The sequence below is a fragment of the Nostoc sp. NMS2 genome, assembly GCF_017115105.1.
Lineage (GTDB): Bacteria > Cyanobacteriota > Cyanobacteriia > Cyanobacteriales > Nostocaceae > Nostoc.
In genome coordinates this window covers 84,456-100,192 of sequence record NZ_JABXKH010000049.1, presented here as the reverse complement: position 1 = coordinate 100,192, position 15,737 = coordinate 84,456, and the positions used below count along the sequence as shown (strand labels likewise).

Annotated in this window: 11 protein-coding genes; all 11 read left to right on the top strand. The window is 38.1% G+C overall.

Annotated elements, in window-relative coordinates; translation table 11 throughout:
- Positions 1 to 82 precede the first annotated feature (82 nt).
- Positions 83 to 880, top strand: a complete 798-nt coding sequence (locus tag HWQ36_RS09415) for a hypothetical protein (protein ID WP_292701066.1) — start codon at positions 83 to 85, stop codon at positions 878 to 880.
- Between the two features lie 48 nt (positions 881 to 928).
- A complete protein-coding gene (locus HWQ36_RS09410; RefSeq protein ID WP_292701063.1) occupies positions 929 to 2,029 on the top strand; it encodes a zinc-binding dehydrogenase in 1,101 nt (366 codons plus the stop codon).
- A 231-nt stretch (positions 2,030 to 2,260) separates the two neighbouring features.
- Positions 2,261 to 3,082: a pyrroline-5-carboxylate reductase gene (gene proC / locus HWQ36_RS09405; RefSeq protein WP_292701060.1), complete on the top strand. Its 822-nt coding sequence runs from the start codon at positions 2,261 to 2,263 to the stop codon at positions 3,080 to 3,082.
- A 105-nt stretch (positions 3,083 to 3,187) separates the two neighbouring features.
- Positions 3,188 to 5,179, top strand: a complete 1,992-nt coding sequence (locus tag HWQ36_RS09400; RefSeq protein ID WP_292701057.1) for an ATP-binding cassette domain-containing protein — start codon at positions 3,188 to 3,190, stop codon at positions 5,177 to 5,179.
- Positions 5,180 to 5,772: 593 nt separating this feature from the next.
- Positions 5,773 to 5,907 carry a microviridin/marinostatin family tricyclic proteinase inhibitor gene (locus HWQ36_RS09395; protein ID WP_292701054.1) on the top strand — a complete coding sequence of 45 codons (135 nt, stop codon included), beginning with the start codon at positions 5,773 to 5,775 and terminating at the stop codon, positions 5,905 to 5,907.
- Positions 5,908 to 6,171: 264 nt separating this feature from the next.
- Entirely contained in the window at positions 6,172 to 7,164 is a 993-nt protein-coding gene (locus HWQ36_RS09390; RefSeq protein ID WP_292701051.1) for an MvdC family ATP-grasp ribosomal peptide maturase, read from the top strand.
- A 59-nt stretch (positions 7,165 to 7,223) separates the two neighbouring features.
- Complete coding sequence (locus HWQ36_RS09385; RefSeq protein WP_292701049.1) at positions 7,224 to 8,201, top strand: MvdD family ATP-grasp ribosomal peptide maturase; 978 nt, start codon at positions 7,224 to 7,226, stop codon at positions 8,199 to 8,201.
- Positions 8,202 to 8,713: 512 nt separating this feature from the next.
- Complete coding sequence (locus HWQ36_RS09380) at positions 8,714 to 10,810, top strand: patatin-like phospholipase family protein (protein WP_292701046.1); 2,097 nt, start codon at positions 8,714 to 8,716, stop codon at positions 10,808 to 10,810.
- 128 nt (positions 10,811 to 10,938) lie between these two features.
- Positions 10,939 to 11,349, top strand: a complete 411-nt coding sequence (locus HWQ36_RS09375) for a hypothetical protein (protein WP_292701043.1) — start codon at positions 10,939 to 10,941, stop codon at positions 11,347 to 11,349.
- A gap of 564 nt (positions 11,350 to 11,913) precedes the next feature.
- The gene (locus HWQ36_RS09370; RefSeq protein ID WP_292701040.1) at positions 11,914 to 14,046 is read left to right on the top strand and encodes an ATP-binding cassette domain-containing protein; all 2,133 of its coding nucleotides are present in this window, start codon (positions 11,914 to 11,916) and stop codon (positions 14,044 to 14,046) included.
- 12 nt (positions 14,047 to 14,058) lie between these two features.
- On the top strand, positions 14,059 to 15,726 hold the full coding sequence (locus HWQ36_RS09365) for a GUN4 domain-containing protein (protein ID WP_292701090.1): 1,668 nt from the start codon (positions 14,059 to 14,061) through the stop codon (positions 15,724 to 15,726).
- The last annotated feature ends 11 nt before the right edge of the window (positions 15,727 to 15,737 follow it).

Below are 15,737 nucleotides of genomic sequence, written 5' to 3'. Positions count from 1 at the left end.
GGGGCTAAATTTTCATCTCTACGTTGTTAGGAAACACCCTGAATTGGGATAAAACTTCCATTTGAATATAAGGAACTGTACTATGACTGCTACTTCTAACCAGATTAAATCTAAGGTATGGGAAAACAAACAAGAGTATCCCTTAACTATAGAATCTTTAAGAATGCTCTTGGAAAACCGAATTCCTTTAATTCGGCTGAAAGAATTTGCTACACCCCAAGAGTGTGAGATGTTAATTGCTCAAGCTCAATTGTTCAATTTTGACTCCTATCAAGATGTGCATCCCAAGATTGAGCGAATTGGCATCACTGTGTTTGAATATAACCGCATTAGTAAAGCAGCTTATTTTCAAGCAGTAGAACGCGCAACTAAATTAAGAGACTCCATTATGAGAGCTTCTTTCAATCCATTAGAACGCTTAATGGTGAAAATCCAAGAGTGTACTGGCGCAACTGTGCGAATTGCTTCGGAACCATTCTATGGTAGTTATTATGCAGGACTGATTAGAAAAATAGAGCAGGGGACTCAACTTCATATTGATTATGCCCCGCTAGAACAATCTGGATGGGAAGTTGGTACAGTTATTTATCAACTTTCCTGGAATTTGTACTTGAAGTTTTCTCTCAGTAATCATGGCAAAACAAGTATTTACGATCGCCAGTGGCAACCAGGAAATGACCAATATAAACTCGATTCCTACGGATATAGTGATACTGTAATTGCAGATGCAGACATGATGACTTTCCAACCTTATGTGGGGGATGTATTCATTTTCAATACACGCAACTATCACACTGTTGAGCCGATGGATGGACAACGTATGACTTTCACTTCCGCAATTGGATTACTGCCTAACGGTGAAATTATTTTGTGGTCTTGAAGCTGAGAAGTAGAAAGCAATCTGGTAAATATAGTGAGGAAGTAATTTATGCCCTTGGCCGCTGTGATGACTGCACCTAACTACCCGGTTGAAGTGCAACAATTACCAGACCCGATTTTAGAAAAGGGTGGAATCATTCTTGAAACCTTATATTCTGAGGTTTGCGGAACTGATGTACATTTACTACATGGGCGTTTAGACGGAGTACCGTATCCAATTATCCCTGGACATTTCTCAGTCGGTCGTGTGGTGGAAACAGGTGGACAAGTTAGTGATGTCAATGGTAAATTAATTCAGCCTGGAGCGATCGCTACCTTTCTCGATGTCCACGAAACCTGTTACAACTGCTGGTATTGTCTAGTAGCGAAAGCATCCACTCGCTGTCCACAACGCAAGGTTTATGGTGTCACCTACTCAGCTAAAGATGGATTGCTGGGTGGTTGGTCTGAACTGATTTACCTTAAACCAGGGGTTAAAGTCCTAACCTTACCCGAAGAAGTCTCACCAAAGCAATTCATTGCTGGGGGGTGTGCTTTACCAACTGCACTACACGCTATCGACCGAGCGCAGATTCAAATTGGTGATGTTGTCGTGGTGCAGGGTTGTGGGCCTGTGGGTTTGAGTGTGGCAATTCTAGCTTTGCTCTCAGGTGCAGGCAAAGTAATCGTCATCGATAAATTTGAGAGCCGATTACTAGTTGCCAAATCCTTTGGTGTAGATGAAACCCTTGTAATTAATGATGATCCACGACAACATATTGAGCGGGTTTTGGAATTGACAAACGGACATGGTGCTGATGTCACTATTGAAGCCACTGGTATTCCCATTGCTGTTAAAGAAGGTTTGAATATGACAAGAAATGGAGGTCGTTATGTTATCGTCGGGCATTATACCAATACGGGCGAGATTCTCATCAATCCCCACTTGGAAATTAATCTAAAACATATTGATATTCGCGGAACTTGGGGAATCGATTTCAGCCATTTTTACAGAATGATTAAATTACTAAAACGCCATAGCGATTCCAGTAAAAATATTGCGTGGGAAAGCTTAATTAGTCGTTCATACACATTACAAGAAATTAATCAAGCCCTAGCAGATGTAGAAAAAGGCTCTGTATTAAAAGCTGTAATTCAACCTAATCTATAGTACTACTAAATCATTCGTGAAAATTTCTGTTGATTCTGATCTCTGTGGTTCGATTAAAAAATAATTTTCACAACTTAGATAAGATTTCTATATAGCGGTTCCCAGTTGAGTGAGGTACAAAAACCCAACCCCCTCCCCGCTCTTCGATAGGGGGCTATGAAGTACCTCATTTGATTAGGAAAATCTATATTTTGATGCCAATATATCAGACTTAGATAATAGGAAAAAAATATGCTCGGAGATTTAAAAATTGCCTTTATCGGCGGTGGGACAATGGGCGAAATGATAATTACTAGATTGTTATCAACGAAAATTGTTCCAGAACCCGATCTGATTATAGTTAGCGATCCAGTTGCTGCACGATGCCTTCATTTAGAAAAGGAATATGGAGTACGTACTACAACCTGCAATCTAGAAGCTGTAGAAGGTGCATCCATCGTTATATTAGCCGTGAAGCCGCAGGTTTTGACCTCTGTGATGGCTATGCTCAAGGATAAAATTTCACCTGATGTTTTAGTAATGAGTATTGTCAGTGGAGTGAGTATTTCATCTCTGTGTCAAGGGTTGAATCATCCTGCTGTTGTCCGTACAATGCCGAATATTGCAGTACAAGTTGGTCATGGGACTACGGTGTGGAGCGCATCATCAGGTGTGACAGAGATACAGCGATCGCATATCCAAATCATTTTACAAGCATTAGGTAAGGAATTTGCTACCCAAAACGAACACTACCTTGATATGGCAACGGCGTTGAGTAGTGCGGGGACTGGATTTGTGTTTCTATATATCGAAGCGATGATTGATGCTGGGGTTCAGATGGGTTTAACTCGCACACAAGCTCAAGAACTAACATTGCATGCGATCGCTGGTAGTGTAGAACTTATGTTTCAAACTCATGAACATCCAGCAGTCTTACGCAACAAGGTAACAAGTCCTGGAGGAGTGACGGCCGCTGGTCTTTACGAGTTAGAAAAAGGTGGTATGCGAACTGTCATTTCTAATGCAGTGCTTGCTGCATTGAACCACACTCAACAGTTAGGTAATTTCAGTTGAAAAATTAGTGGTGAGTGGAATTCTTTATTCGGTAATTATTACTGATAATCCAACACTAAAAAATATTAAATCTAATTCTCAAAAATTTTAATTTATCTCTAAAATATGGCAACCCAAGTTGTTCAAGCTAAACCCTCAACAAATGCTTTTTCAGACTTTATTAAATTTTGGCAAGATATAAGAGCGATCGCCGGCCCTTACTGGTATCCAACCTCGCCAGGAGAAAGAGCCTTTTCAGACGTTATTCGCGCCTGGGGAATGCTTATTCTCCTAATATTGCTAATATTCGCCCTTGTCGCTGCAACTACTTATAATAGTTTCATTCATCGCTATTTAATCGATGTCATCATTCAAGAAAAAGATTATTCAAAATTTACTTATACTATATCAATTTATGCTGTTGGACTTGTCTTAATAACGCTTTTAGTAGGATTTACCAAATTTATTAGAAAACAAATTTCTATTGATTGGTATCAATGGCTCGATAATCATACTTTAAATAAATATTTGCACAATCGTGCTTATTATAAAATCAATTTTAAAGCTGATATTGATAACCCAGATCAACGTTTATCTCAAGAAATTGAACCGATAACCAGTAGTGCCCTCAGTTTTTCAGCTACTTTACTAGAAAAAGCACTAGAAATGGTAACTTTTTTAATAGTTGTCTGGTCAATTTCCCAACAGATAGCTCTTGCTCTGCTCATCTATACAATTATAGGTAACTTTATTGCTGTTTACTTAAATCAAGAATTAATTAAGATTAATCAAGCAGAACTCGAGTCTAAAGCTGATTATAGTTATTGTCTAACTCATGTCCGCAATCACGCTGAGTCAATAGCTTTTTTTCAAGGAGAAAAACAAGAACTGAATATAATTCAACGCAGATTTAGTATCCTGATAAAAAATATTAAAGAAAAGATTAATTGGGAGAAAAATCAGGCAATTTTTAACAGAGGATATCGGGCTACTATCGAATTTCTCACGCTCTTAGTACTCGCACCTTTATTTATTAGAGGTGATATTGATTTCGGAGAAATTGGACAAGCCACTACAGCTTGCTATTTCTTTGCTGGTGCTTTGGAAGAATTAATAGCTGAATTTGGCGTTTCTGGGCGATTTTCTAGTTACGTTCAGCGTTTATCTGATTTTTCAGATGCTTTAGAAGCAGTGGCAAAAGAACCTGAAAACGTCGGTACTATTAAAACCATAGAAGAGAATTATTTTGCTTTTGAAAACGTCACTTTACAAACGCCAAACTATGAACAGGTAATCGTCGAAAACTTGTCACTAGCTGTTCAGCCAGGAGAAGGTTTATTGATTGTTGGGCCAAGTGGTAGGGGTAAAAGTTCTATGTTGAGAGCCATCGCTGGTTTGTGGAATGCCGGAACTGGTCGTTTGGTGCGTCCTCCCCTAAAAGAAGTCTTATTCTTACCCCAACGTCCTTATATAATTCTGGGAACTTTGCGCGAACAGTTGCTTTATCCTAAAACTAATCGTCAATTGACCGACGCAGAACTCAAAGAAGTTTTGCAACAAGTTAACCTGCAAAACTTGCTAAGTCGAGTTGAAAGTTTTGATACTGAAGTTCCTTGGGAAAATATATTGTCCTTGGGAGAACAACAACGCCTAGCTTTCGCACGCCTGTTAGTGACTAATCCCAGGTTCACTATATTAGATGAAGCAACAAGTGCCTTAGATTTGAAGAATGAAGGAAATTTATATCAACAGTTACAAGAGACGAAAACAACGTTTATTAGTGTTGGACATCGAGAAAGCCTATTTAATTATCATCAATGGGTTCTAGAACTTTCACAAGATTCTAGTTGGCAACTTTTGACTGTGCAGGAATATCGAAATCAACAAATAATAAATTTTCAAAGCACCCCTAATAATGAGTCGCAAAATCAATCACAAATATTGACGAAAACAATCACAAGTGAAGGGCTTTCTCATAAGGAAATAAGTGAATTAACAAACTATTCCACTAGCACTATCAGAGGTAAGGCAAGCAAAGGAGATTCTATCACTACTAGGGACGGCTTGATGTACCGCTATGACAAGAACCCAAGTGTGTTGAAATGGCTGAGGGTTTAGCGGTTAAACAATCTGTTTAGTCTGCTGAATTATCGTCTGTGAAAGAATAGTTTTATATTTTGATTTGTAAAAATCCCGCTCGCTCAGATCCCCGACTTTTTAAAAAGTCGGGGATCTTGTTGTTCACGAATGAATGACTTATAGCCGTTCTCGTTTACGTGAGGTACACCTGTAGGGGGTAGGGCATACCCATTAGTAAGGTGCGTTACGCGAAACGCTAACGCACCCTACGTATCTTTTCAAAAATCAAATAGTAGTCCTATATGTATGAAATAAGTTAACAGCAAGGAAAACAGGCAAGAGTAGGAGCAGGTTTAAAAATATTTATTATTAATTACTAATGATGATCTCGGTGAACCCACCCCTACTTGTTCAATAATCAAATAGAATTGCTATAGTTTGATATTGATTACTTACCATTGATAATTATTAAATATTTTTTTCTTAACTGCCCGCTTAACTTTCTTAACTTTCTTAACTTTCTTAAACGCCTGAGAATAATTACTTCTTAACTGTCTTAACTGACCTTGAAAATATATTTAATTAGTGATATATATTTAGTTGAAAAAACAATTTTCTTTAAGGAAAACTCTATGCCTACAAACACAGTCAAAACAGTGGATGTCAAAGCAATACCATTTTTTGCGCGTTTCTTGGAAGAGCAAGCTATTGAAGGAACAGATGTTCCTTGGACTTACAAGTTTCCTTCAGATTTGGAAGACAAATAATTTAGTCTTCTACATCTGAAAGTACCTTTGGGATCGGGAAGATACCTTGTAATTGGCTTCATCATAATTAAGTGAGTAGTAATTATCAAACAACTGAAAACTACTCTTAACAACGCGATCGCTTTCATATTACCTTATCCATAACATGGAGGTGATTGCTTTTTCTATCTCACTAAATTCATCAAAACTTTGGGGTTATAGAAAGCAATTTGTTTGCTATTCCTTAATAGCTACCTCCTAAAATTATCAAAGAAAATATATTTTATGCACCTGTCTCGTGATGTTGTTTTATTAATCACCCACAGTGGTGATTTCTTCACAATAGATAGAGTGGCAGAAGCCTTATCAAAAAAAGGGGTGCAACCATTTCGTCTAGATACTGATAAATTTCCTCTAGAAGTGCAATTAACAGCACATTTTGATAAGTCTAAAAGCTACCACACTATAGAATGTAACAACCACTCTATCAGCACAGAGCAGGTGCAAGCTGTATGGATGCGCCGTATTTGGGAACCACAACTAAGTCAAGAATTAGCGCCCAAGTTCCGAGAAGCTTGTGTTAGAGAATCACAAGCAACTTTAGATGGTTTTTGGGACAGCCTCAAGGGAGCTACGTGGGTAGATAATTTAGAGCGGATAGATTATGCAAGTAACAAGCTGCGTCAACTACGGATTGCGTCTGAAGTAGGTTTTGTTATTCCGCAGACTCTTATCACCAACAAAGCAGAAGCAGCACGAGAGTTTTTCTGGCAAGTCAAGGGCAAAATGGTGAGCAAGCTTTTAACTCCTCTCTCCCGCAGTATGGAAGCTAACTCCTCGTTTTTTCTGTACACCAGCATCGTCAAAGAAGAAGACTTACAAGATGCCGAGTTACTGCGCTATTGCCCAATGGTTTTTCAAGAGCAAATTCCGAAGCAACAAGAATTACGGGTGGTGTATGTGAATGGTAATGTATTTGTGGGGGCGCTAAATGCAGATGTGTATGCAGCAGCCAAAGTTGATTGGCGTAAACCAGGTGTTGAGGTTGGCGCATGGCAACACCACCAGCTTCCTGATGAAGTAGCTTGCCGTCTCAAAGCCTTTATGGGGAAATTTGGATTGTTGTTTGGAGCCTTAGATTTCATCGTCACACCATCAGGCGAATACGTCTTTTTGGAAATCAACCCTGTGGGGGAGTGGGGAATGCTGGAAAAGGATTTAGACTTACCAATTGCAAATGCGATCGCAGATGCTCTTGTACCAATTCGTAATTCGTAATTCGTAATTCGTAATTAAGAAAGTCAATTACTGTAGGGTATCTTAGGCGCAACTAAATTATGACCGTATTAATAGTCACGTTTAGTAAAGACAACGAAAGCATTCCTCTAGTCATCAGAGAAATTGAGGCTAGAGGAGAAAAAGCATTTCGGTTTGACACAGACAGATATCCCACCGAAGTCAAGCTAGATATTTACTCTGGCGTTACTGAACGGGTAATTATTACTGATGGCGAACAAAAGCTAGATTTGAGTGAGGTTTCCTCAGTTTGGTATCGGCGAATGCGCTACGGACAAAAAATCCCCGACTCAATGGACAAGCAATATAGAGATGCGTCAATTAACGAGTGTCGCGCCACAGTCAGAGGTATGATTGCCAGCCTTCAGGGATTCCACTTTGATAAAATGTCCAATGTGGATCGGGCTAATAATAAGCAACTACAATTGCAAGTTGCACGAGAAGTTGGTCTTGTAACTCCACGCACTCTGACTTCAAACAATCCAGAAGCAGTCAAGCAATTTGCTCAAGAGTGTAAGCAAGGTATAGTTACCAAGATGCTTTCTTCCTTTGCTATTTATGATGATCGGGGGCGAGAAAACGTTGTGTTTACCACTCCAGTTACAAATGATGATCTGGAGAATATGGAAGGACTGGGTTTTTGTCCGATGACCTTTCAAGAAAATGTGCCCAAAGTAGTGGAGTTGCGGACAACTATTGTCGGACACCGCGTATTTACTGCCGCAGTAGATTCCCAAAGCTTGTCAGGATCTACTTACGACTGGCGCAAAGAGGGGAGAGCCTTAGTTAAAAATTGGCAACCCTACGACTTGCCAGAAGATATTGAGAAAAAACTGCTCAAACTGATGGCTTATTTTGGCTTAAACTATGGAGCAATTGATATTATTGTTACCCCCGATGGTCACCATGTATTCCTCGAAGTTAACCCAGTCGGGGAATTTTTTTGGATGGAGATATATGCACCACACTACCCGATTTCGCAGGCGATCGCAGAAGTATTACTGACTAATAAAAATTAGGAGATTGAGCCTTGTGTATTTTTATTGTCTTCTATCCTATAGGTACTCAATTGAAAAACACGTTTATATAGTGCTTCTGGGTTGAGTGCAATACAAACCTAACCCCCAGCCCCTTCCCTTGTAGGGAAGGGGAGTAAGATTCAAAGTCTCTCTCCTTTTAGGAGAGAGGAATGGAAGTGAGGTCAGACTGTATTGTTTCCATTCGAGAACCGCTATAGTAGCGTCCTGTAAAGAAAAGTAGCCGATGCTGCGTCTATCCTCTACCACTTTGAAAGTTGTTATAGCGGTTCTCAGTTGAGTGCAATACAGACCTAACCCCCAGCCCCTTCCCTTGTAGGGAAGGGGAGTAAGATTCAAAGCCTCTCTCCTCTTAGGAGAGAGGTTTGGAGAGAGGTCAAACTGTATTGCATCCAAACGAGAACCGCTATAGTGAGATTTTTCTATTAACTTTATTGATATTAAAATTCTTATTTAAAATTACGAATTAAATGATATTTGGAGATTAAATCCTTGTGATAAACCTAGTAAATACACAAATAGTTTTAACATTTGATGGGGTAAATGATTATATAGATTTTGGCAGAAACGATATTGGCGGCGTTTTTGCTCAAGGGAGTTCAGCTTTTACGGTTTCAGGATGGGTAAATCCACATGAACTAACAAATAAAGCCACTAGTTACGGGACGCGCAATGTATTTTTTGCCCGTTCTTCAGAGAGATATAGCGATAATTTTGAATTCGGCATCAGTGAAACAGGAAGCCTAGATGTCTACATTGATGAAAGTGTTAGCAAAAATATCAAAACCTTCGGGCAAGGAGAATTAACTATAGGACAATGGCACTTTTTTGCTATTGTTTTTAATAGTGGTCAACTAACCGTATATCTTGACGATCGTGAATACAACGATTCTCTTAGAGGTTCATCTTTAAACAAAGCCACAAGTTCTATAACTCTGGGAGCAACGTTACATAAACAGGTCTATTTCAAAGGACAATTAGCAAACATTACCCTTTGGAATTATCCCTGTACTCCAGCACAAATCCAGACTCATCGTTGTGGGCTAATAGTCGGGAATGAAGCAGGATTAGTGGCTTACTGGAAATTAGACGATGGGCAAGGTACAACTGTCAAAAACCAAACTGGAAAGTCCTATCAAGGAAATTTTCGTGGTAATCCTATTTGGACTTTAGCAGAAATCCCATTTGCAACACAATCATCAAATTCAGTTCCATTTGCAGAAGAATCATCCAATCAAGAAGATATTCAAGAAGAGATCCAAATTGAGACAGCAGTTATTCCCGAAGAAAATATCTCACCACTAACCACAAGTTTATTAGCAGCAACGGTATCGTTAGTAAGCGACGACGAAGACCAAGCAAAGGAAATTCAACAGACAGAAACAAAGAGCGAAGAATCCGAGATTATTCCAACTGCGATCGCTCTCCAGCCATATAGCGAAGAAACCAAAACAGATCAAACTGAAGATCCTGTCAATATCCAACAAGCACAAATATTAATTCAGGAGGAATCGCCAGAAACCATGAATACAAAAGCCCGTCCCAAATATAAAATACTTTCCATTGATGGAGGCGGTATTCGGGGCATTATTCCTGCATTACTCCTAGCAGAAATTGAAAGGCGGACACAAAAGCCCATATTCAGTTTGTTTGATTTAATTACTGGCACTTCTAGCGGCGGAATTTTAGCACTTGGACTAACTAAACCACGATTAAGTTCCGATGTATCCGATAACTCACCACTAGCTGAATACACTGCTGAGGATCTCCTACAGCTATTTATTGAGTATGGGGTAGAAATATTTTATGAGCCGTTGTTTGAAAGACTACTTGGCCCATTAGAGGATATATTTCTCCAGCCAAAATATCCTTCCGAAAGTAAAGAAGAAATTTTAAGGCAATATTTTGGTAACGCTCCTTTAGAAAATAATCTCAAAGAAGTTTTTGTTACGAGTTACGATATAGAGCAGCGAATTCCGATATTTTTTACAAACAAACTAGAAAAACAGCAAATAGAATCTAAGAATTTTCAGAAGTTATGTGGTGGTTTTTCGCTCCTAGATGCAGCATTGGCAACTAGTGCCACTCCGACTTATTTTGCTCCTCATCGGATTGTAAACCCCCACAATAGCGGCATCGCCTATACTTTAATCGATGGTGGAGTATTTGCTAATAATCCAGCCCATTTAGCTATTTTAGAAGCACAAATTAGTAGTAAACGAAAAGCACAAAAAGTCCTCAATACAGAAGATATTTTAGTAGTTTCTTTAGGTACTGGTTCGCTGACGAGTGTCTACCCTTATAAAGAAGTCAAAAATTGGGGACTCTTGCAATGGGGAAGACCACTTTTAAATATTGTGTTTGACGGTGGTAGTGAAGTGGTAGCTGGAGAATTAGAACAGTTGTTTGAACCTAGCGATAAAGAAGCTAAAAGTTTTTATTATCGCTTTCAAACATTGTTAGATAGTGAACTAGAAGAAATAGATAATACCAAACTTCAAAATACTCGTCAGCTACAAGCTATAGCCCATCGATTAATATCTCAAAAAAGTCAACAAATCGATGAGCTGTGTAGTCTTTTGTTGGGCTAAATCAGATTTCTTGTATCTTGCACCAGCTAACTGGTGCAAGATGTAAGATTTTTAATTTCTTCACAAAAGAAATTAGTAATGACTCTCTTAGTCATGTTTTCACCTTATAAGGATTGTAGGTAAGTACAATGGATGAACTCGTCAAAAAAATTTCTGGTTTAGGACTTCCTGGCATACTTTTCGTGATTGCAACGGCTGCATCAGGGGGTAGTGTCGCCGCCGTTGTCGCTATGCTTTCATCGTTGGGCGGGCCTTTAGGCCTCTTAGGAGGTTTAGGACTACTTGGACTGGTAGGTGTTCTAGGGGAATATATAGCGGGATTTGGAATTGAAAACGTTCTCAAGCTCATTTATACAGAACGTAGCAAAACTGAATCTATCAGATTTCTTCTCAAAGAAATTCAAGAATTGCCCATTACAGATGAGTTAAAACTCAAACTGAAACATTATATTAGCCCAGTAGTCGTTACTGAGCCTGACCAAGGCCCTTTTCCGAGAACAGTCGAAATTGTTGATGAGGAACCGGAACCATTGATTTAGTGCATTTGATTTGATCCCCCCTAGCCTGCGCCAGTCGCTACCCTGCGAGAACGCTTACAGCGTAGCTTGCTTCCCCGTAGGGAAGTCGGGAAACCCACTCACAGCGCTGGCTCCTCTTAAAAAGGCTACGGTGTACACACAAGTCGAAAAAAGCTTGATTTCCCATTGTTCTCTCGTTCCCATGCTCCGCATGGGAATGGCCTCTGAGTCTCTGACTTTTCACGGCATCTGGAAAACCTCACTTCTATTTCAATACGGTTCAGTTAAGGGTAAAAACTAAAAGTTGTGTAGGTTGGGTTGAGGAACGAAACCCAACATTATTAACCATTTGTTGGGTTTCGCTATTGCTCAACCCAACCTACTATTTTTCTTAACTTCTATTTCTCTCTCCTAAAAGGAGAGAGACTTTGAATTTTCCCCCTTCCCGCCACGGGTTGGGGGTTAGGGGGTTAGGTTTTCGGTGGACTTTTCCACATAACGTGAAAAGTCAGCTGAGTCTAACTTAATTCTCAAAGGCCATTTCAAAATTCCTAGTGTAATTAGTAACGGCTACATTTTTAGAATATGCAAACTCCATCTGTGCGTGAGCAAAATACAACAAATCCTTTTTCAGCCTTGATTCAATTTTGGGAGGATGTGAAACTAGTTGCCGGGCCTTATTGGTATCCAACAAAAGCAGAAGGAAGAGCATTTTCAGATGTGATTCGTTCATGGGGAATGCTCATTCTCTTAGTATTATTAATAGTCGGGATTGTCGGTGCAAATGCTGCAAATAGCTACTGGAATCGCTATGTAATTGATATCGTTATTGAAGAGAGAAATCTTGATAAATATAATAGTACTTTATGGCTGTCCAGTCTTATTATTGTCGGGTTAGTCTTGTTAGTAACTCTTTTGAGATATGTCAGAAAAAAAATAATTCTTGACTGGTACAAATGGCTAAATTTTCATGTTTTAGAAAAATATTTAAGCAATCAAGCTTATTATAAAATCAATTTTAACTCTGATATAGATAATCCAGATCAGCGCTTATCCCAAGAAATAGAACCCATTACTAGTATTGGTTTGAGATTCTCATCTTCTTTGCTAGAAAAATCTTTAGAAATGGGAAGTGCTTTGATAATTCTCTGGACAGTTTCTTCACAAATCGCAATTTATTTAGTTATTTATACAATTATAGGTAATTTCATAGCTATTTACTTAAATCAAGTAATAAATAAAGTTAACCAAGAAGAACTTGCATTTAAAGCAGATTTTGCTTATTGCTTAACTCATGTTCGTAATCACGCTGAATCCATCGCTTTTTTTCAGGGAGAAGATGAAGAATTAAATATAATTCAGCGCCGATTTAATAATGTTTTAAAAACTGCTGAACGCAGGCTGAGTTTAGAGAGAGGACAAGACGCTTTTGGCAGAGCATATCAGTCTGCCATTGGCGTATTTTCGATGTTCATTCTTACACCTTTATTTCTTCAGGATCAAATTGATTATGGAGAAATTAACCAAGTTAGTTTTGCTTGCTTTATGTTTTCTAATGCTCTGGGAGAACTAATAGCTGAGTTTGGGATTTCAGGGCGATTTTCTGGCTATGTCAAGCGTTTAGCAGAGTTTTCAGATGCGCTACAGGCTGCTAGTAAACAACCAGAGAATGTCAGTACTATTCAAATTGTAGAAGAAGAACGTTTAGCTTTTGAGAATGTCACTTTACAAACGCCAAATTATGAACAGGTGATTGTTGAAAATTTGTCAGTTGCTGTTCAGGCTGGCGAAGGGTTATTGATTGTTGGCCCTAGTGGTAGGGGTAAAAGTTCTTTGTTGAGAGCGATCGCTGGTTTGTGGAATGCGGGAACCGGTCGTTTGGTGCGTCCTCCCCTAAAAGAAGTATTATTCTTACCCCAACGGCCTTATATCATTTTAGGGACTTTGCGCGAACAGTTGCTTTATCCTCAAACAGACAGGAAAATGAGCGATCGCGAACTTGAACACATTTTGCAACAAGTTAACCTGCAACACTTACTTACTCGCGTAGATGGCTTTGATACAGAAGTTCCTTGGGAAAATATATTATCGTTGGGAGAACAACAACGCCTCGCTTTTGCACGGCTATTAATTACACATCCCAGTTTCACTATCTTAGATGAAGCAACGAGTGCTTTAGATTTAAATAACGAAGGTAATTTATATAAACAATTACAATCAACGAAAACAACTTTTATCAGCGTTGGTCATAGAGAAAGCTTATTTAATTATCATCAATGGGTGTTAGAACTTTCACAAGAATCTAGTTGGCAACTTGTTTCTATCCAAGATTATCAATTGCAAAAAGGAATTGCTGTTAACCCATCACAAAAGGAGCAAATTACGATAGATATTTACCCTAAAAATGAACTCAAAATAAAACTAGAGTCAGCAGCGATGTCTAACGACAAGCCCTTCGGGTTCGAGAGTGACGCTCCTAACGTCGCTAACGCTACGCTATCGCAATCGACGGGAACCGCCAAGACTGCAACTTCCTCACCGCAAAGCGTCTACGCCACAATTATAGGACTTTCTCATAAAGAGCTTCAGAAATTAACAGACTATACTCTTGCTACTATTAGAAGCAAGGCTAGTCAAGAAAAGTCTGTGACTACTAAGGATGGTGTAACCTACCGCTATAACAAAAACCCGGAGGTCTTGAAATGGGTAATAGATTAAGGCTATATAGTGATGCTAACTAAAAAGCAAAAACAATTAGTTACTTATGAATCTATTACAATTTATGAAAAAAATTATAAATTTCCTACTTTAAAAAATCCCAAGCTAAAAAAAGTTCAAAGAAAAATTAGAAAATGCCAAAGCTTAATTAAAGAAGGTACTAAATATCATTCTTATTTTTGGGGAATAATCAAACGTAAAAAAGAAATTAGTCAAAGAGAAATTTTAGCAGAAGTTAAATTATTAATTAGAGATTATACTCAACTTCTTGATTTTTTAGAAAACTATAAAGATAGTTATCAAGATTTTTTACTAAAATTTATAGATGACTGGAAAAATCTGTTTAACCAAAAATATTATGAAATTAGAAAAGTAAATGAGGAAAGAAATAAGCTAGAGATAAAGAATTATAATAATTCTCAAATAATTGACAAGTTAAAATTGGAAGAAGAAGAAAATTTAAAATCTATTTTGCTGTTAAGTAATACTAACCTTTTGATTTTAGAAAAAGTCAAAATACTCAGTGAAGGAATTAAAAATTTAGCGGAAGATACCAAAAATCAAAAGCAAGCTATTCAGCAAATACTTAAAGATATAGAGGTGTATCAAGAAATTTATGAATACCAAGTCAGAGCTACAAAAATTCGTCAAGAAATAGCAAAAATAGCTGAAACAGCAATTAATCTAGAAAACTCTCTACAAGATTACTTTAGTCCGTTTCAATCTTTAATAGATGATGTAGTAAAAGTAGATGCAGATTTTTACGCAGTTGTAGGAGAAATTCAAAATTTAGCAAGTAACAATCTAAATTCTCAAGTAAATTTATTAACCATACAGGATACTAATACGATGTCTCATGACATCCTCAATTTATTAGTGGCAAGTTATGATAAAAAAGATAGACTGCAAGATGCTTTTTTTCAGTCACAATTATTAGATTTGGAGGCTCATGACTTTGATTTAAGTAAAGATGAGATAACTTTAAATCAAGCGATTTACCTAATATCTAATTATATGTCTACTCAACTGGTTGATCAAAAGAAAGTGCTAGGGATAGTAGAAACAGATATTGTTTCTTCAATTTTTATCGAAAAAACAGAATTGGCGGAACAATCTAATAATGATATTGAGTTTGCCACAGAATTTAAAAGTAATTGGAGTATTGATTACGGTAAATTGCAAAACCTCCTTACACAGTACAAGTGGGAAGAAGCTGATATTGAAACAGCTAAATTAATGCTACAAGTCATGGGTAAGAATGACTGGAATGAAGTTTATAAAGAAGATATTCTTAACTTTTCATGTCAAGCTTTTCATAAAATTGATCGACTTTGGCAACAATACAGTCATGGTTACTTTGGCTTTAGTGTTCAGCAAAGTATTTGGAACGAAATAGGCGGTCAAATAGATTATGAAACAGAAAAAAGACTTGGCGATCGCCTGGGTTGGCGAAAAGAGGGAAACTGGTTAAATTACGACCAACTAACTTTTAAATTATCCCCGAAGACACCAATGGGGCATCTACCAGTTAAATGGTTACATTATGACCAAAATGACATACCCCCACATTCATCTACAACCCCCCTGTCAATGGCAGCTTGGCGAGTTGGATCTTGGCTAGTATGGCAGATGCATTTATTTTTTACTCGTGCCAAAACTTGTCATGAAACTTTACCATGAGTGAATTGGCA